17 protein-coding genes and 1 tRNA gene are annotated in these 19,410 nt (G+C 38.4%); 12 read left to right on the top strand and 6 right to left on the bottom strand.

The annotated features are described in order from the left end of the window. Window positions 1-19: 19 nt before the first annotated feature. Window positions 20-1,516, bottom strand: coding sequence for a recombinase family protein (locus HQN86_RS12390; RefSeq protein ID WP_172661270.1), 1,497 nt, complete (start codon window positions 1,514-1,516; stop codon window positions 20-22). A gap of 221 nt (window positions 1,517-1,737) precedes the next feature. Here HQN86_RS12390 and HQN86_RS12385 point away from each other — a divergent pair, with 221 nt between their 5' ends. From HQN86_RS12385 to HQN86_RS12345, 9 genes are all read left to right on the top strand, one after another. Continuing rightward, window positions 1,738-4,980 carry a DEAD/DEAH box helicase gene (locus HQN86_RS12385; protein WP_172661269.1) on the top strand — a complete coding sequence of 1,081 codons (3,243 nt, stop codon included), beginning with the start codon at window positions 1,738-1,740 and terminating at the stop codon, window positions 4,978-4,980. 24 nt (window positions 4,981-5,004) lie between these two features. Beyond that, window positions 5,005-5,478: a hypothetical protein gene (locus HQN86_RS12380; RefSeq protein ID WP_172661268.1), complete on the top strand. Its 474-nt coding sequence runs from the start codon at window positions 5,005-5,007 to the stop codon at window positions 5,476-5,478. A 101-nt stretch (window positions 5,479-5,579) separates the two neighbouring features. After that, entirely contained in the window at window positions 5,580-6,242 is a 663-nt protein-coding gene (locus tag HQN86_RS12375; RefSeq protein ID WP_172661267.1) for a hypothetical protein, read from the top strand. Then, a complete protein-coding gene (locus tag HQN86_RS27155; RefSeq protein ID WP_172661266.1) occupies window positions 6,206-6,430 on the top strand; it encodes a GNAT family N-acetyltransferase in 225 nt (74 codons plus the stop codon). Before HQN86_RS12375 ends, HQN86_RS27155 begins: the two co-directional genes overlap by 37 nt. Further along, window positions 6,427-7,266, top strand: coding sequence for a hypothetical protein (locus HQN86_RS12365; protein ID WP_172661265.1), 840 nt, complete (start codon window positions 6,427-6,429; stop codon window positions 7,264-7,266). Before HQN86_RS27155 ends, HQN86_RS12365 begins: the two co-directional genes overlap by 4 nt. Window positions 7,267-7,269: 3 nt before the next feature. After that, window positions 7,270-8,250 (top strand): hypothetical protein, encoded by a 981-nt coding sequence (locus HQN86_RS12360; protein WP_172661264.1) that lies wholly within the window; start codon window positions 7,270-7,272, stop codon window positions 8,248-8,250. 92 nt (window positions 8,251-8,342) lie between these two features. Further along, window positions 8,343-9,383 (top strand): hypothetical protein, encoded by a 1,041-nt coding sequence (locus HQN86_RS12355; RefSeq protein ID WP_172661263.1) that lies wholly within the window; start codon window positions 8,343-8,345, stop codon window positions 9,381-9,383. Window positions 9,384-9,789: 406 nt separating this feature from the next. Continuing rightward, window positions 9,790-10,902 (top strand): S1 family peptidase, encoded by a 1,113-nt coding sequence (locus HQN86_RS12350; RefSeq protein ID WP_172661262.1) that lies wholly within the window; start codon window positions 9,790-9,792, stop codon window positions 10,900-10,902. A gap of 497 nt (window positions 10,903-11,399) precedes the next feature. Continuing rightward, the gene (locus tag HQN86_RS12345) at window positions 11,400-11,780 is read left to right on the top strand and encodes a PH domain-containing protein (RefSeq protein WP_172661261.1); all 381 of its coding nucleotides are present in this window, start codon (window positions 11,400-11,402) and stop codon (window positions 11,778-11,780) included. 183 nt (window positions 11,781-11,963) lie between these two features. Here the strand turns inward: HQN86_RS12345 and HQN86_RS12340 are convergent, their stop codons facing one another. The 3 genes from HQN86_RS12340 to HQN86_RS12330 form a co-directional block, all read right to left on the bottom strand. Beyond that, entirely contained in the window at window positions 11,964-12,404 is a 441-nt protein-coding gene (locus HQN86_RS12340; protein ID WP_172661260.1) for a pyridoxamine 5'-phosphate oxidase family protein, read from the bottom strand. A gap of 402 nt (window positions 12,405-12,806) precedes the next feature. Then, window positions 12,807-13,001 carry a PepSY-associated TM helix domain-containing protein gene (locus tag HQN86_RS26980; protein ID WP_317171714.1) on the bottom strand — a complete coding sequence of 65 codons (195 nt, stop codon included), beginning with the start codon at window positions 12,999-13,001 and terminating at the stop codon, window positions 12,807-12,809. A 458-nt stretch (window positions 13,002-13,459) separates the two neighbouring features. After that, window positions 13,460-14,059 (bottom strand): UPF0758 domain-containing protein, encoded by a 600-nt coding sequence (locus HQN86_RS12330; RefSeq protein WP_172661259.1) that lies wholly within the window; start codon window positions 14,057-14,059, stop codon window positions 13,460-13,462. Window positions 14,060-14,241: 182 nt separating this feature from the next. On the opposite strand from HQN86_RS12330, the gene HQN86_RS12325 reads away from it, so the two are divergent. From HQN86_RS12325 to HQN86_RS12315, 3 genes are all read left to right on the top strand, one after another. Next, window positions 14,242-14,640 (top strand): hypothetical protein, encoded by a 399-nt coding sequence (locus HQN86_RS12325; protein WP_216854392.1) that lies wholly within the window; start codon window positions 14,242-14,244, stop codon window positions 14,638-14,640. 239 nt (window positions 14,641-14,879) lie between these two features. Then, window positions 14,880-15,464: a DUF4202 domain-containing protein gene (locus HQN86_RS12320; protein ID WP_172661258.1), complete on the top strand. Its 585-nt coding sequence runs from the start codon at window positions 14,880-14,882 to the stop codon at window positions 15,462-15,464. 324 nt (window positions 15,465-15,788) lie between these two features. Further along, complete coding sequence (locus HQN86_RS12315) at window positions 15,789-16,982, top strand: DUF1080 domain-containing protein (protein ID WP_216854391.1); 1,194 nt, start codon at window positions 15,789-15,791, stop codon at window positions 16,980-16,982. A 684-nt stretch (window positions 16,983-17,666) separates the two neighbouring features. On the opposite strand, the gene HQN86_RS12310 is transcribed toward HQN86_RS12315, so the two are convergent. Both HQN86_RS12310 and HQN86_RS12305 read right to left on the bottom strand, forming a co-directional pair. After that, entirely contained in the window at window positions 17,667-19,067 is a 1,401-nt protein-coding gene (locus HQN86_RS12310; RefSeq protein ID WP_172661257.1) for a phage integrase SAM-like domain-containing protein, read from the bottom strand. 201 nt (window positions 19,068-19,268) lie between these two features. Next, window positions 19,269-19,341 (bottom strand) — tRNA-Phe (locus HQN86_RS12305). Between the last annotated feature and the right edge of the window lie 69 nt (window positions 19,342-19,410).

The raw sequence follows: 19,410 nt of genomic DNA, 5'->3' as shown, positions 1-19,410 counted from the left end.
TAGTTGGGGAAAAGAGTCTTTAAAGATACTTTTCCCCTTTTTTGTTCCTTTGTAACTCCTTGTTTTTCAGATATGTTATCTCTGTAATCGGGTTGAGATTTATGGCTCGATACCCATCTTTGTCATAAATCAACATTCCATTAAAAATTATCTCTACTAGGTATCTTTTGTCTTCAATCGTAGCTGTTTGATAAAGACGAGGAAGAGTGCAGAGCGTTTTTATAGCATTGATCACCAGAGGTTGAATATTGATTTTATCTTTAAATCGCTCTTTAAGTGCTGTTAATTGAACATTTATTGCGTTTACTTTATTATCGTAATCCATTTTCAGGCTTTTAAAATCAGATGGTTCGATCTTTCCAGCGAGTAAAAGTTCTCTAGCATTAATGATCTGATCATCTAATTTGTGTAATTCATCTATACAGCTCTGCCTCATGGAGGAAGCCGTATTTCTGACTTCGTTATAAGCGCTGATGATATCTTGTAAGAATTTCGGTTGATCCCTTTTAGTGATTCTAAAGAGTTTTAGTTCTTCGATAAATTCCTGATTTACCTGATTGGCATTGAATCTTACTTTGCATGGCGATTTACAATGGTAGTAAGCAACATGGTTTTTACGACCCTTAGAAGCACTTCCTGTTAACATTCTATGACAGCTAGGGCATTTCAGAAAACCTCTAAGCGGTAAATCTTCTGGTGTAGCAATTGCAAATTTTTTAGGTTTGATGTCTCCTTTCAATACATTTTGAACTTTGTCAAATAGCTTTTCTGTTATCAATGGTTCATGCATACCTTTTATGATGTGTTCTTCTTCTCCATCTATTTCTCGAACTCTGATATTTCCGCAATAAATCCGATTTCGTACAAGGGAATGAAAGTTATTAATGCTACAGGTAAGCCCAAGTTTAAATGCCTTTCTATGAACTTCCGCCATCGAAGACATACCTAAGGAAAGCTCTTGAAATGCCCACCTGATTGCAGAAGCATAAGGCTCTTCTGGTGAAATATATTTCTTCCCATCTTCGTAGTTCTTGTTTTTATAGCCAAGTGGCGCCCTGCCAGACCAATGTCCTTCTTTTTTCGCACGCCTCATGCCCATTTGAGTATTCAAGCTTCGTCGGTCATTTTCGATTTCCGGTATAGCCAAGTACAATGCAAGCATTAATTTGTTCTCAGGAACATTTAAGTCCAATGGCTGCTCTACTGCCTGGGGGTTAGTTCCCATCCTTTTTAAGTTTGCCAATACCTGATAAGCATCACAGGTATTACGGCTAAATCTATCCCATTTGGTAAAGAGGAGGAAATCCGACCGGTGTTTACGCAAATAGGTAGTGAGCTTCATCCATTCCGGTCGTTTGAAAGATTTTGCAGAATGGTCTTCTGTGAAGATCTTTAAAATGCTAATGCCATGCAGTTTGCAGTAGTTAATTAGCATCTCCTGCTGAGCTCTTAATGAATAACCCCTTAATGCTTGTTCATCGGTACTTACACGGAGGTATAAAATTGCTGTTTTCATAATTTAATTTTCTTGCAATGATTATACAGCGATAGGCATTTGCCAAATCTTGGCAAGATTACGATATAGCAGATTGGGAAATACTCTAGTAGGTATAAATTTATTTAACAAGCAACCTACGGGAATCCGTAATGTGTTACACAAATAAGGCTTTACATTTACTGAATCAGTCTATAAGTGTCAGAATATCTATATATTAGTAAGTTATCTATTTAAGCTCCATGATTAATACAAAACTTCCAAAAGTCCTCAATATACTGTATAATACTGGAGGCAATAAGATCATCCAATATTGCGGTGAAAACTCTGTTCTTGAAAATTGCATTTTAGAGAGTAGAGACCCGTTTATAATCAACAGTGGGGATAGGCGTTTTGTAATTACTACGAATAGAGATTTTGTTTCTGAAGACCATTCCTATGTTCTATTATCTTCAAGGGTTCCTACAAAAAGGGATTTTGAAGCTGAGAATTTGAATTTGATAGAATGGCTTAAACACCCATCGATTACGCAGTCGACGCCACAAGAAGTTACTGCGTCATGGTCGGAGAGTTTCAATTTTATTAAGGAAGATACCGAAAATAACACTGATGGACTGCGTACCCCACAGCTTGGGGCTATACATTCTATTCTTGCTCACCAGTATAGTGGTGATGATATTGGTATAGTAGTTATGCCTACTGGCACTGGAAAAACGGAAACCATGATCTGTTCGATGGTTGCAAGCCCGGCAATCAAATTATTAGTTACTGTTCCCTCTGATTCATTGCGTACTCAACTTTTTGAAAAATTTCTAACTTATGGTTTATTAAAACGCTTTGGTGTAGTAGGGAATGAAGCCATCAACCCGCATGTAGGAATTTTAACTTCGGGAGTGAGCACTCTTGAAGAACTTGAAGAATTTATATCCCGATCCAATGTAGTCATTACTACGATGGCAATAGCCTCTGGTGCTACCCAAGAACAAAAGGCGTTGATGTCAGAGAGATTTTCGAATCTGTATGTTGATGAGGCGCATCATTCTGAAGCGACTACCTGGCAGGATTTCATTTTGCGTTTTGATAAACGTAAAGTATTTCTTTTTACTGCTACGCCTTATAGGAACGATGGAAAACGGCTTAAGGGAAAGTTTATTTTTAATTTTCCACTTCGAAAGGCTCAGGAACAGCGATATTATAAAGAGATTAAATTTCTGCCAATAAGAGAATATGACCGCTCTAAAGCAGATAAAATGATTGCTGATAAAGCAGTAGCTACATTAAGAGCTGATATTGAAAGTGGATATCCGCACATCATCTTGGCCAGGTGTATGACTAAAGACAGAGCTGAAGAAGTTCTCCAATACTATTCACCTCATACTGATCTTAAGCCTGTTGTAGTATATAACAATAAACCTGGTTTAAAAAACACTATAAAGGCTATTAAAGCGAAAGAACATTCAATCATTATCTGCGTAGATATGTTGGGAGAGGGATTTGATCTTCCAGAGCTTAAAATTGGTGCTATCCATGATGAACGTCAGAGCATACCGATTACTTTGCAGTTTATCGGTCGCTTTACAAGAACAAGTTATAATGAGTTAGGAAATGCAAGTTTCATCACTAATATGGCTTATCCACCGATTAAAGATGAGCTTGATCAGCTCTATGCAAAGGATGCTGATTGGAATCTTTTATTGCCTATGCTGAGTGAAGGGGCTGAACAACAACAAATAGATTTTAAGAACTTTTTGGATGGATTTAATCATCTAGAAGATTCAATAATACCGTTCCAGAGTATCAATCCAGCACTTAGTACTATTGTCTATAAAAATGGCGGTGATACCTGGAATCCGAACAATTGGAGAGAGGGTATTAATAATCTTAATGCTTATGATCATCAGTATTCGGATTATAATGCAGAACAGAATACTTTGGTTATTATTTTGGGTAAAGTGGCAAGAGTTGAATGGGGTGGATTTGATACGGTTCAAGACCTTACTTGGGATATGATTGTGGTTTTTTGGGATTTACGTCCAGAAATTAACCGGGTTTTTGTCAATACATCCATAAAGAATTTTTCTTCTGAAACGTTGGTGGACGAGATATTTGAAGGTGATCAGGTAAAAATTACGGGAATGAACGTCTTTCGTATTTTTCATGAAGTATACAGGCTATCACTCTTTAATGTAGGTGCTAGAAAAGGTGTGCCAGGTGATATTAGCTTCCAATCCTTTTATGGAAAAGGTGTACAAGATGGTTTGCACATGCTTGAACAAGGCACATTAATCAAAAACAACATCTTTGGGGTAGGTTACAAAGATGGAAACAAAGTTTCATTAGGATGTTCTGTCAAAGGAAAGGTATGGTCATATCTAAGAGGTAATCTACAGGAGCTTACTGCTTGGTGTAGGACTATCGGCGATATTATAAATAATGCTGATATTAACCCCAATACTGTATTGGAGCATACGTTACAAGTTGAGACAATCACCTCACGACCAGCCGTCACAGCTACTGCGGTTGATTGGAATCCGGAGATGTACAAGTTTTCGGAGAGCCGATATCAGATCTATTTAAATGGGATTAGATCATATCTTTGGGAGTTGGATATCGATATCGTTGATCATCAAGGCGAGCATCTCCGCTTTTCTATCTCCAGCGAGCTACATACCATTGAATTTGAGTTAGTACTCGGAACGGCGCAATTAAATGGGGAGATAGTGCCGAGTTTCGACATACTACAAATAGGCAACATTTCGGCAGAGATCATTAGTGGTTCAAAAACTGAACATTTGGTCGACTATCTTAAGGATATGACGCCACTTTTCTGGTTTGCAGACGGCAGCCAACTTATGCAAAACCAATATGTGAAATTGAGAAAGCAAGCAGATCATATTCCATTGGATCAGATCATCAGCCAACAATGGGTTGGTGTAAATCTTTCTCGTGAATCGCAGGGGATTCATCCATATTTGCAGAATTCGATTCAGTATCGGTTTATTGAACAGATCAGAAACCAATATGAAATAATCTATGATGACGATGGCAGCGGCGAGATTGCTGATATTATCGGTATCAATGATTCTGCGAGTCATATCGACATTCATTTATATCATTTAAAATATGCCAGAAACGGTCAGGTTGGGAACAACATTGAGAATTTTTATCAAGTTTGTGGACAGGCACAGAAATCGCTGAACTGGAAGTATCGCCCAGGTAGGGAATTTTTTGAGCATCTTTTCAAGCGAAAGATAAAGACGCGAAATGGACAGCAGTGCTCGAGGTTGGTAAAAGGCACAGAGGATGAAATGGAATATTTGCTTAATGCAGCCAAATGGACTAAAGAACTTCGCTTTCATATAAACATTGTACAACCAGGGTTGGCTAAAGCGGGGGCATCTGCGGATATACTTCAGATACTGGGAACAACAGCACATTATTTACATACTGTTGGCAATGTTCATTTACAGGTTTATACAAGTTGATCATCTTAAAGCTAAACAAATCTTATGGTAAATCTCAAGCACACTAACGGCGCAATTAAATGGAATGAATTAACAGGTAATGCCTATCATGATAACGGAGCACAGGCTTATAATAAGTTGACAGGCAATGCTTACCACAAAAATGGAGCACAGGCATATAACCGATTAACAGGTAATGCCTATCATGATAATGGTTCACAAGGCTTTAATAAATTAACAGGCAATGGTTATCATAGTAACGGATCTCAGGCCTATAACCGGTTAACTGGTAATGCTTATCACGCAAACGGGGTTCAAGCATACAACAAATTAACAGGCAATGCTTATCATTCTAATGGAGTCATTGCATTTAATAGATTAACTAAGAAAGCTTATGACTCCAAAGGTGTTGTATTGAAAAAAGATTCTGTCGATTTCAGTTACAGTTTAGGCACTGGCATAGCTGTGTGGATACTTCCTGTTTTTAAAGTGACTGTATATGAACGAAAAATTGCTTAATTAAATTAGCAGACTGAAATAATCAGCCCACATTCTGGCGCATACAGATTTTTAGATTGGTTTTGATTTTCTTTTGTACATCTAATCAAATATTATGAAACATGTTTAAGGTCGTTGAATACCCTAAGGTTCAAGATTTCTTTAATGAAAATAAAAAGGTCATTTACAAAAACAGACTAGCATACTATCATTTGATTCAGTATTTCGACGAATTGAATGCGGGTAGACAATCCGTTTACGAGGCTTATAATATTTTAGACGATGATGAGGGAAATGCAATTGCTGTTTGGGGTGATTCAGTTTACTACCTATATGCATTAAAATGGTCAGATGCTATAATTGATGGTTTATTGAGTAAAATTGAAATTGCAAAGTTTACGAAACGGTTTACCTTTTGCGGCACTAGCGAACTGATTTCAAGACTATTTGAAAAAAGTGGGGTAGAAAATGAAGTATATAAAGAAAGGGTTATTTATCATTGTAATGAGGTTATACCACTAGTTCGTCCATGCAGTGGGGAAGCTTGTTTTTCGGGAAATTCGGATTTGGATGTGATCGGGGAAATGTATTACCAGTATGGCTTGGAAGAATGGGGTGAACGGGAAGGAAGAGATCGAAACTATGCCAGAACTATTGCCCTTCAGGGCATCCAGAACGCGACTACATGTCACTGGGAAGTTGATGGTAATATCAAAACATTGCATCCGTTCTTGACAATGATACTGAATTGCCTATCATCGGAAGTCTTTTTACCAATGATTTAAACCGTGGTCAAGGATATGCTAAATGTCTAGTTCATGAGATTGCAAGTCAGCTCACTGCTGAAGAAGGATCGAAATGTGGCATAATTTCAGATTTAAGCAATTCCATTACAAATAAAATGTTCAAGGAGATTGGGGTCGAAGAAATCAGTAGATACATTTCCATTCACACAACACGGGAAACAATTTGATCAGCATTATGAGGAAGTCCACTGATGAGTGTTTGTTGTGCCAGGCTAATGCCGCCAACAAAACCAATTCACATATTTTACCAAGGTTTATTTCAACAGGCTTTTTTGGTGCTAAAGGAGCTCAAAGACGTGGATTTGCATTTAATGGAGAAAACGAACTCTCACTCAAGCCTAGAGCTGTTCAGGATTCACCCAAAGAAAACTATATCCTATGCGATGAATGTGAATATTATTTTAGCTTGCTCGAAACTGCTTCTGCGCCATCTTTAAAATTTTGGAAAGCCAAGGTTGCCAGCGGCAAATTTAAAAAGACGAATATAAAATCATATTTAAAGGTAGTTGAAATGGCGACGCCCAATCCGGTGATTATGCGTCTTTTAGTTTATTCCATGTTTTGGAGAGCAACAGTTTCATCTTTGGAAATATTTCAAGACTACGTTCTCGACCCTGGTTTAACAGAATCTTTAAGAAGTACTCTATTAGAATTTAAAGCTTTAACAAATTCTGATTTAGATGCAAATTTAAAGGCAAGGAACATTACTATGCATCCTTACACAATCATTACTGCTGAATCATATAAAGACGAGACAGCAAATGTTCTGGCAGCAATTAACTCTGGCAACCCTGCATCTTTAAATGTCGATAAATTTGGTTTTATACTTTTCAAAGCCGAAGGTGACATTTCTGAACAAGTCATGGCCGATTTCAGTAATGCAAAACTTAATGAAAATCAGATAATGGTTGTTAGTGAACACTTATGGGAAGAGGTTATGGTCAGACGGCCATTAGAAATGGTTGCTCAACAGGCAAGAAAGAACTTATCAAATCCTAAATAGCTTATGGCAGAACAGCGACTTTTTAATGTATTACAGTTGGCATACACTCCTTTGAGTAATTATGATTTTGTCATGGTAAAAGATGATGCAATCATTCAGCACTTCATCAATTCAGGTAAGTTATATGTAATTGCACAACGACCAGTATTAACTTTTGAAAATTTTTATATTGATGGTAGCGATCCAGAAAATCCTGTTTTAAAATTTGAACTTCATCAAAAAGGCAGGGAAGAAAAGCTGGAATGTGAGTTTCCTTTATTTCAGGATGAATTTAATGTGCCTTTTGGAAGTCGGTGTGATATTGCAATTAATTATACCTACCCAAAGTCTGAAGTCGTTTATGACTACAAGATGCCATTTTCATCAATGGCTAATTTTGTGGTCAATACCGGAGATGATTATTATTGGATATCGCCTGAGAAATTAATTTATCATTATTTGCGGGATGCTTTGGAAATCAACATCAAAGGTGATGTAACCCTATTCTTAAAATATAAGGTCCACTATATTGGTAAGGCTACGGAACAGGACATAATAAAAAGGCTGACAGGACATTCTCACCTGCAAGATATATTATCAATTGAAAGACCATTTCACTACGGAGCCTTGCCTACGGAAGAGATAGCGATACTTTTCCTGTCATTTAAGGATAATATTTTCATGAATACTTTCTCTCCTGATGATGATGAAATGGACATTGCGGTTAACATGTTAATGGGTAAAAAGCCGATTGAAGACAATGTAATTTATTTAGATGCTGAAAAAGCGCTGATCAACGCGTTGAAACCTAAACATAACAAACTCCAGTATAACAACTATCCAGCAAGTAAGGATGGTCTACAATCCCACAATTTGGACTTCTACACCTTTAACTTCAGTGATCCATTTACACTAATTTATGATAATGGGGAAATTGTTGGATGTAGGGATTCGCTGATTGTAGAAAAGAGCAAGACTTTGCAAATTCGCAAAGGTGGGGTTTAACAGGATGCTTTTGTAAATTGCTAAACCTGTGTCAGTGAATCTTATTCACTGGTTAATAATAATCTCTATTTTTGCATATTCAAATACGCTCAATGAAAAGTCTATATAAAAAAATAATTGTACTGATTAAGAATAACTGGAACGATCCGGTATGGAGTAAGGTTATATCCGCTATAATCATTACAGTTGGTGGTTCCATTTTGACCCTGGGTTGGATCGGGATAAAGTCGTTAATCGATAATGCCAGCCTTTTGTCATCCCTAAAGAAGTTTTGGTTTTTTTTAATTGAAAAAGTAACAATTTCTGTTAATTGGCTGACCTTATGTTTGGTAGTGGTAATTGGATTATCGTTTCTAATACCCTTTATCTTAACCTTAGCAGGAAAGATAAAAGCTAATATAGAACCTGAAGTTGAAAAAGATGACGAACCTGCCGAACTCGAAATAATACACGATAGATCGACTATTTTTTTTGATTACAGACTGGCAGATGCGTTTCCTGGTTTACCGGGGATAAAATGGCATTCAGGTGCTGAAGCTGCACGTAGGTTAGGAATCGTTTTGAAACAGCCATTGAGGTTTTCACCAGAATCACCCCAAATTAATAATCCTGTTTGGTGGTTCCGAGGTGGCAAGAATGCTAATATAAAGACATTTAAGATTGTTGACGGAAATAAAATATTGCTTGATTATTATGAACACACGATTGAAAAGATTGCAGTTTCTAGAGCTGACAATAGCAAACACAGTTTCATTTATGTTCAAACTAAAGCTGAATCTCCAACTGGTGTTTATAAAAATTCCAAAGAACATAGAAAACATCGAATTGCAAATTACGGATACGACTGGGAAGAGTATGCAATTTTCAATGGAAAACACAAAATCTCCAGGGAACAATATGACGACGGAGCGGCAGAGGTTAAAGGCAAGGTTTTAGAACGTGAATCTTCTGAACTCAGAATAAGGTATCTGACAAAGTACAATTTTGTGATTGCAGCCATACAGTCCCCAATTAATTCACGAGATTTCGATCAAAATTCTTCTGAGATTTTTGACGGTATTCTTAACGGAACAAAGAAGTTCGATGAGTTGGTAGCATTTATAGAAACACTAGATGAATCCATTTGTAAATAATCCAAGGTCTATATCTAGTTTTTTCTAGAACCTTTTGAGAACCAGACGATCTTTAGATAGGATTTATATAATTTTTTGTTAAACTTTACTACCCAGGTGTTGACGAATGGGAGGTCGATACTTGCAATAGCTAATGGATTTTGAATAGATCAAATAGATAGATTTGAGATATTTATATTTAGTAGTATTATTTATTTGTTTTGTTTCTCTTGTGTCTTACTGCTGTCACTCAGCTGAGAAACCTACCGAAATTGGTTCTTAAAGATGATAGCGGCACTATTTAATCTGAATTTACATTTTTTACAATTCTTTTTACAATGTTGTTGGTGCCGAAATGGGCTGTTTAAATTAGGTTTGGGTAAATAACTATATTCAGATGAAAACTAATTTATTATTTCAGATGCTGATGTGCTTTTCGCTGGCGGGTTTTGGCCAGCGAAAGGAAAGCTGGGTAGACGAGCCGATTTCTGAGTGGCCGAAGATTGCGCTGATCAACGAGGTGCAGTTTAAAAATGGTGACCGCTACGTTCATTCTTCTTTTAAGTATGCGGGTACGGCTTTTTTAATTGACAATGGTAAGGACACGCTGGCGGCGACTGGCAAGCACATCCTCTGGATCGCAAAAAATAAACAAAGCAAGGCGACTGAAGTCAATGCTGCGCTTAAGAAATGGGTGATGAGGCCAAAAGGTGACACACAGGATTCGGCAGTGATCGGCAAGTTGCTGAATGAAGACCCGAATGAAGTGCTGGAGGGTAAGGGCTCTACCATACAGGACCGAGACTGGATTGTATTTACAGTGAAAAAGAGTTCGTCAAATTTATACCCTTTGAAACCCCGCTATACACAAGTGAAGCCGGGAGAGAAGGTGTATATCCTGAGTTGTGCCTATGATGACAGCCTGTGTACGGTTCATGAAGGAAAAGTATATCAGAAATACGGAATGGATATCCTCATTGAGCGGGACATGAAGACGCATAAGGGCGGCTGCAGTGGTTCGCCGGTAATTGATGCCAATGGTTACCTGATCGGGATCATTACGGGCAGTGCGGGTTCTAAGGTTGGGAATGTTTCTGTAGCGATCTCCAATGAATACCTAAAGGATGTGCTGGATAATAAACCGGGGCTTAATGAGCCAAAAAAGGATTATGGGGAATTGGTTTACAATACAGTAATCAAAGATGGTGTTGGGGCGGCGACCAAGCTGTATCAGAATCTGGTTAAAGATCCAAAGAATTATTATGTGTACAATTTGCGCAGCCCAAACCGCAATGGCCTGAGGGAAACTGCAGAAAAGCTGTTGGCTGAGGGGCGCAATGAAGATGCTGTGGCGATCTTGAAGTTTAACATCAAAGTGAACCTCCAATTTTATGAGAATTATAACTTGCTGGGCAAAGCTGAGCTGGCGGCTGGAAATAATGCTGGTGCCATAGCCGCGTATCAACAGTCGGTAAAATCAAATGACAGTAAAGACAATGAGGCTCATGCCGCGCTGGAAAAATTAAATGCTAAACCTTAAAAAAATGAAAAGAAATATTTAGTGTTATTGGCCGTACTGTTCTGCCTGGCAAATACAAATATGGCAAGGCAGCAGCCAGCTACCAAGCCGATTGTTTACAAACTGGATGCGAATACGAGCAGGCTTTTGTAGAAGGCTACGAAGGTCAATGGCGGGCATAATGGCTTTTTAATGTTTTTCGGCGATATTGTATGCCGATGCCAAGGGCAAACTACCGAGCGGGAATTTCGTAATGGATAGCAGCTCAACTGTCAAAATAAATTTCGGGTTTGGATGCTCAAACTGATCAGTATATACGATGATATAATGAATCGTAAAACAAGCCAGATAACCCTCAAACAGTTCTTCAGCGAAAAGTGTTAGAAGGACTTGTTTACCTTTTCTAATTGTGCCTGTCAAGCAGCGGTATATGAAAAATAAACTCAAAATATCGGACGTACTGTAACTTTATTCCTCTTGCTTCCTCTAATCTTAAATCAGTTAAAAATATATACAATATGGGGTTATTTTCAGCATTAATGGGCAATGCCGGCGCGGTAAGTCAGGACGAGGTAAGGAAAAACTACGGGACACTGCTTACAGCTAATGAAGAGATTGAAATGGGTTTTAAATTGATAAGGGACACTTTCATCTTTACCAATAAGAGACTGATCATTGTTGATGTCCAGGGATTGACGGGAAGCAAGACGGAGTACGTTTCTATTGCATATAAAGCGATTAGCAGATTTAGTGTGGAAACAGCTGGTACTTTTGACCTGGATGCAGAATTAAAAATCTGGGTATCCAGTGAAACTATTCCAAGTATCCGTAAGAAATTCAATAAATCAGTGAATGTCTTTGAGGTACAGAAAGTACTTGCACACCATGTTTTAGGATAGTTTCTATTCCGGGAAAAAGAAAAGCGGGAAGTCCGGCAGCAATTGATCCCTTTTTGACAGATGCGGTTTATATTCCATTTAAGGGTTTGACCTTACAGGACCTGAAGGAACTGGTATGACCATAAATATTTGAAAATAGAAGCATTTAAATGTTCTCCTATCACAGGTGAAACGAAATTATGATCATAAGTTATGGGTTTCATATTTTCCGGTAGCTTTTGTCAGGTCGATTCTGAATACGACAAGGCTGGTGTGTTCCTCAGTCTTAATTCCATGCGAGGTTTCTTGTGAAGGCCGGTTGGTTAAAGGCATGATCCGGTGTATAATACCCTGCATGGCCTGCTGACGTTCCTCACCAGTCAGTTCAACAAAATCTCCCCAAAGAATGGCACTTTTCCAGCGAAAGGTATCCTTGATCTGGTCTACCTGAAAGCATACCTTTGGATTGGCACGCATCATCTTAATTTTCTTTCCATTCCCTGAATGCGCATAGATCGCGTTGTTTTTGTACACATAATTAACCGGTACTACATACGTTTCACCATCGGAATGGCAACCGATCCTGCCAATGACCTGACTTTCCAGTAAATCAATAAGCTCTTTTTTATTAAGGTCTCCTAACATTTTCTATGATTAATAAATTTAAACCCAATTTAATTTTCAGTAAACAATTGCCATATTAATTTTTGTTTAATCCAGCTATTGATTCTTATATAAGCGTATCCTAACCAAATATGGAAAGAAGGTACGAAAATAAATATGATCTATATCACTTTTAGTGAGTTGTTTAGCCAGCCCGGAATTCTGAATGAGGTTATGTAGCTTAAAGAGTGAACAACTGCTTTCCTTTCTTCCCTTATGTCATCTTTATCATGATTCGCATTCGCGGTTTCCAGTTGAAAACTTCAGTAAATGACCTGCATACCGCAATTGTTTTCACACCAAACTTACACCCATGCACTGGATCTAATTAATGCGCACACATAGATTCCCGAAAAATCAGTATTTCCCTTTCTTTCTTCCGAGCTAAATGCAACATCCTGTAACAGGCAAACTGGCAGCAACCAAGCTCGCAAAAAATACCAGAAATTTTCCACCCAATCCCAGTACATTTCCGGTATGAATATCATAATTGAGCATACTAAGTTTATCTCCGTTATGCTGGTCGTCAAACGTGGTGGTTTTAAGAGGCCGTCCAGTATTTCTGTCGTATTGCCGAATCAGTGAACGATAGCACCGTCCATTGTCAATATAATCACTGCCACCGGCGGATGGTATTTTATACGGGCTAATCGAAACAGTCTATGACGGCCCATAGAAGACACGGCAATCCTTAACCAGCCACAATCTCAGGAACAGCTGGCAAAACTACAGCGTAGAATCGGTGTATGAAATATTAAAGATAGCCTATTCCGGATGGATTTAAATCCGCTGCAAGAAAGCACTTTCACATGGTGCTGAGCCCGCCCAATGACGGAACCAGGGCTTCAATTCTTCTTTTCAGCCAGCCAATTGATTTTGCAGGATGATTAAAAGGAAGCGCACGCAGCGCATTTAGCTCACCGAAGTGCTATAAGTCCCTAAGGGTGTCCCAAGGTGGCATTATGCGATGCACATGAATGAAGGAATGCTCCGATTCGCCGCCTTTTAATTGGCCGCAGAAATGGAGCATCGTGCATTTAACCTGCTTTTAAATTGAAAGGCAACAACAGTTGCCTGCTCCGTCTGGACAGTTCCATTGCAGCCATAATCGTCACTGCCTTTGCATCACCTATTCCAGGAAATTTAGACAATCTTTTCACTGAGCAGCTTGAAAGTGCATTCAAATCTCCGTTCACTGATCTTAGAATACGTGCAGCAAGATCTACGGCGGTCTGTTTTGTGGTGCCTGAACCAATAAGCAGTGCCAGCAATTCCGCGTCTGATAAACCCCCAGGACCTCCAGCGAGATACTTTTCACGAGGACGCATTTCAGCGGACCAGCTTTTAATTCCCCCTGGTCTGGTTTCTATTTTAGCAGAAGAAGGGAATTCAGGTTTCTGATCTGATCTCGCTTCTCTGTGAATCATGCTCGTAAAAAGCATAGAGAAACTTTCGATTAGAAAATGAAAATCCTCCTGGAAAATACTGACAGAACTTTTTTTATAAGTACCATCCGCCTGCCTGTCCGATCGGGTGATCTTAATGTAATTGCTGTTATTACTTGCCCTGGCAAAATCAAGAAAGTAAGTTCTTCTGCCGTTACCAAAATATTCGCTTTCTAAAATTCCTGTTTTCATAAGATTTGGATTTAAGTCGGTCCAAACCTCGAAACTGCAAAATTCGTAGCCGAAAATTATTTAAATAAAACCCGTGTTTATCCATGTAACTATTTTTTACACGGATAAAATGGGACTGGTATTTGGTGGTAACAGTCTGAATTACATAACTTTGATGGTGTATCTATTTAATTAATACGCTCATGATTAATAGTGTCATTCCTGTTCCTAAAGAATGCCGGAACTGCGGCGAAGAAATTCTCTACGGCAGAACCGATAAGAAATTTTGTAACGATGCCTGTCGTATTGACTACAACAATAAAGTGAAAATGGAGAGGCGAGGGGAGCATCCTGAGTTTGTTAAAAAGATAGCCAAGATCCTCAGCCACAACTATCAGATTTTGCGAAAGCTGAACACCAAGAGCAAGACCATAGTCAGCGAACAACAGTTAAACGGCCTGGGATTTAATTTCAATTACCTAACCAGTTACCATATCACTCAAAAGGGGGATGTTTATCACTTTTGCTTTGATCAAGGCTATCTTAAAATTAAAGACAATCAGGTATTACTCGTAGTCCAGCCGAACCAGACAGAAATGTAAACACTTCGGTTGGGTCCTAAACAGGCCGTTTAGTAAATCGAAATCTTGTGAGAAAAATCAGTCATAGGAAAGATTATTTAAATGTCTATATTTAACATCTAATGCTTTTTGTGTAAAGCAATCTTAGTAAAAGACACCAAAAGCAACGAAGAATCACTACCTCCGAAATATACAGATGGAGTTAAAGCTGATAGCCAAAACAAATGCCACTTGGCAATAAATTCTAATTACAGTTAAACATGTCAAATATTCAACAGGCCTACACTCTTTTTGATCAATATAACCAGCGGTCTCCCGGAAGTATTACCTATCAGGGCAAGACTTATCCAATTGAATATTTTTATGCGTTAAAGCTCCACCAATGGGTACTAAAACTTGAACCAAATGCAGGTGAAGCCTTGCAGCTTGCCTCCCGATGTCAACATATTGGCCGTTGGGAAATCGCAAGAAAAACCTACCCCGAGGGCCGGATCGGCTATTTAAAATGGAGAAGTGATCTTTCGAAATTTCATTCAAAAAAGTGTGAAGAAATACTTCGCTCCATTGATTATAGCGAAGACATTATAAAGCGCGTCAAGGAAATCATACTGAAAAAAGGTATAAAAAATGATTATGAGGTACAGGTAATAGAGGATGCTTTGTGCCTTGTGTTTTTAGAATTCCAATACGATGCACTCATTAAAACGCAACCAGCAGAAAAAATGATCAGCATCCTTCAGAAAACACTGGCTAAGATGAGCGACATTGGCAAAAAAAACACTCAGGGCATTAAATTCAGTGACCCTGGAAAAATGCTTCTGCTTAAGGCTATGAATCCCACTTAGTGCTAGACAGGACTTGTAATTACCTGTTTATTTCAAAGATAGGAATAAGGGATAGACACTATCTCCGAAAGATACAGCCTATACCTGCCTGGCCGGAAAATTTAATGGATAGTCGGTTACTATTTCTGTAAAAGTGCAGCGTTGAATTACCGGTTCTGGAAAAGTCTAGATTTCCCACATGGGATTCCAAGTCAATATGCATTGAAACTTGATTGAAGCTTCTGGACAGTTGATCTTTTTTCAACTATCCAATGCCTTCACAAATTAAATGATTATTTTTCCCTGACATTAAGTTAGTTAGCTTTTAACCCTGATCTTTTTATCATGAAGACTAATATGAAATTATCAGTTCTATTTTTATCAGGAATTTTGTGTTCATTCCAAATTTATGCCCAATCGATAAAGGCAACAAAATCAGATTCAAGCGGCGAAATTCAAATACCAATGGAAATTGAATATTGGAAAAGTGACACCGCTACAACTGAATTTATAACCTACAAAAATACGCGTGTTATAAGGGGGAAAAATGGAGGTGCATTTCAGGTGTTTTTAAAAAATCACAATTTCAGCAATGGTACAATTGAATTTGATGTAGAACTTAGCGGCATGGGATTTCCGGGAATTAATTTTCGCATGTCCGAAGACCATAAAAATGGCGAGAATTTTTATATCCGTTCTTTTGGGACTGTAAAACCAGAAACCAGAACAACATTGCAATATGCGGCCTTAATAGATGGCATGAGTATCTGGGACTTGACCGATGAGTATCAGGCAGGTGCCACGATACATCAAAATAAATGGAATCATGTAAAATTGGTTGTATCCGGTAAACAGATGAGGGTTTATATAAATGATATGGCCAAGCCTGCGCTCATTGTTCCTGAATTGGAAGGTGGGCGTAACTCCGGCGGCATTTCGCTTTCGGGAAATGTTATATATGCCAATTTTACAATCAAACCAAATGCTACGGAGGCCCTAAGTTCCGAATCTGGTTATATTACAACCACTGGTGACACAAGATATTTAAGAGATTGGATGGTGGCGCCTGCGAAAGATTTTCCTTTTGGACAAGAAATAAAATTCTCTTTGCCAAGTATGTATGGAAAGCTAACTACTTCGGAGTTACCAGATAGTAATACAAAATGGTCACCGATAAAAGCTGAAGCGCGTGGAATTGTTAACCTTACCAGAATATATGGACTGAAAGAAAATGATGCCCGGCGACTTACATGGCTTAAAACGACAATCGATTCCGATAAGGATCAGGAAAGAATTCTAAATTTCGGCTTTAATGACGAGGTATGGTTCTTCTTGAATGGTCAAATTATATACGTTGATAAAAATTACTTTGGTACGCCCGCACAAAAAAGTCCGGAGGGAAGATGCACTATAGAAAACGCCACCATTAAACTTCCTCTGCGTAAAGGCAAAAACGAGATAATGATAGCGCTTGCAAATTATTTCTATGGTTGGGGCATTATTGCCAGGTTGGATAATACTGACGGAATCAAGCGCTAAAAACCTAAATGTTACCAGACTTCAAGCGGGGAACTATTCAAAAGTTTCAACCTGATCATTGTTGCCCTAATACTTTTGAAGTAAAATCCCCAATGAGAAGTTAATTTTAAAGACTAAGCCTTGTATTTTCATTTAATATACTTAATGGAGATATGCCTTTTATTTTCTTTATAGCCGAATAGGATGTTGTAAAAAATTTATTGGCATATCCATAAAGCTTAAAAAAAACTTATTTTCAATACTTTAGCTCATTGATTATGAGTCTTCCGGCCTGGCCGCCCTTATATGAGGTAAAATTGCGGAAGAACCTTTAAACGACATCTCATCTCGCAAACTGACCCCCCATTTCGGAATAAAGTGGTTTTTTATAGTTTGAAGCCTGTTTCTTATCTAAATATTTCAATTTCCTTTAGAAACATCTAAAGACCTTATAAAGATTTTCAAGAATATTTCGCATATGGGAAACTTTGTTTGTGAACTTGTGGGGATTCGAACCACTATAGGATCGAAGTCATCAGAGACTGACATTTGATTAGTCGATAGTGTAATCGTTTTCGCAGCTGACCTATAAAAATAGAAAGCGATACTGTATGGCTACATGTACCGCTTTCAAAATTTAACGCTCTCGATGCAATTGTAGATAAAATTAACCGAACTGCAAAATGCAATTAATAGAATTAATTATTAAATGTATTTGCCTGTGCTTCGAAAACTAAATGAAGTTGGATTACAAAATCCATTATCTTCAATTTTGTCGATATATAAACCAATTACCGCGCCTTGAATTTTATCTAAGAGATTCCAGTTTTTAGCAATGTAAATGTCTGTAATCCTATTCGCATTGTCTTTGTGGTTAAGGGCCTTACCTACGTCTTCTGTACTAAAACCACAAATATTCCTAGCCTGGTCTCCAAACGCATGTCTAAAATCATAGAACTCCAGCTTTTGAATCCCCAGTTTTGCCCCAACTTTGCGCATGCCATAACTCAACGCAGAATCCAAGAACAATGAATTGGCATATTTATGTTGAAGCTTTCCTGCATACTTAACATAAAGTGGAATAGCAATGTCAGGAATATGCAAGCTGATAAATGCCCGGTCTTTTCTCCTGTCCTTCGTCTTAGACCGATTATAGTTCAACCTATGGATCGTAACCTCATCTGCCGGAGGCAAGTTATAAAGATCAACCGCATTCATTCCGCACAGGTAGAAACTCAGCATGCCTAATTCAATTGCCTGATGCTCTCTGGAATCCCGCAATACATAAACCATGTCTTTCATGGTATATTCCGGATTTTCGAGGATGGCTTTTTGATGCACTCTGATCTGCTCAAAGCTCAACACTTTTAAATCCCTGATTTTTTTTATTTGTTCAATGGTTAGCTTTGGTTTGTCACGCTCGGGAGCGCTTTTTAGCTTATAGTTTTCGAAAGGGTAGAGCTTAATGATCTCTACGCCGCGCTCCTTGTCATTATAGAATTTAATAGCATCGTTGAAGATCGTTCTGAGATCTCTCATGTGATTGTGTAGACCACCCTCAGTGACCCCATTAGAGTTCCTTGGTCGCATATTTCCAAATTGGTCGGGCCGCATCATTACCCTGGGCATGCGAAGGTGCTCCTCATACCTAAAAAGCATTTTTGATGTAAACTCGGTAATCGGGACCACGTCGGATTTGAAAAAATCCTGAAGACCATACATCACGGCTTTGAAATTACCGAGACATCCCTTGCGTTTCTTTTGCTCAATGAGCTTAACGACACTCCATCCAAAAGCGATGAAATTAATTGATTCCGGCTTTAGCTCGCCATTCTTCAGTAAATCTGTTAGCGATTTAGCGGTGTGAGCGTTTAGTTTTTCTCCAAGTTCGCTGATCTTCTTTCTGTACCCATCGAGTACAGGATTCAAAGCGCTTAGGATAAACTGATCTTTGATGGTGTAGTCTTTTCTCAATTGCTTTTGAACAACAAAGTGTTGGGTTTCAATGTACCCTTTGTTTCTGTTGTGGGTCACAATGATTTTTACATTCCATGTCCCGTCTTTTTTTTGCTGGTGCGGGTTGACCACTGGTCGAACAGTTGCCATTCGATTTGGGTGTTAGACCGAAAATTTTCCAGTTCTTTTTTTTTGTGGAACTATTGTGGAACATTTTCGGTGAATTAAACAATAAAACCTGTTTAACTCGTAAACTAAGTCTGAATAGACTGACATTGAAATTGGAGCGGAAATGTGCCTTTTAAAGCAGAAAAGCCCAATTTCGTTATGAAATTGAGCTTTTCTAAGTAGTGGTATGGGCCGGGATCGAACCGGCGACACATGGATTTTCAGTCCATTGCTCTACCGACTGAGCTACCGTACCTACTTCCCGTTTGGGATTGCAAATGTAGTGTCTTTTTTTGGATGACAAAATCTTTTTTTAAAATAATTT

The organism is Pedobacter panaciterrae, assembly GCF_013204795.1.
GTDB classification, from domain to species: Bacteria; Bacteroidota; Bacteroidia; order Sphingobacteriales; family Sphingobacteriaceae; genus Pedobacter; species Pedobacter panaciterrae.
This window is presented reverse-complemented; position numbering and strand designations above follow the sequence as displayed.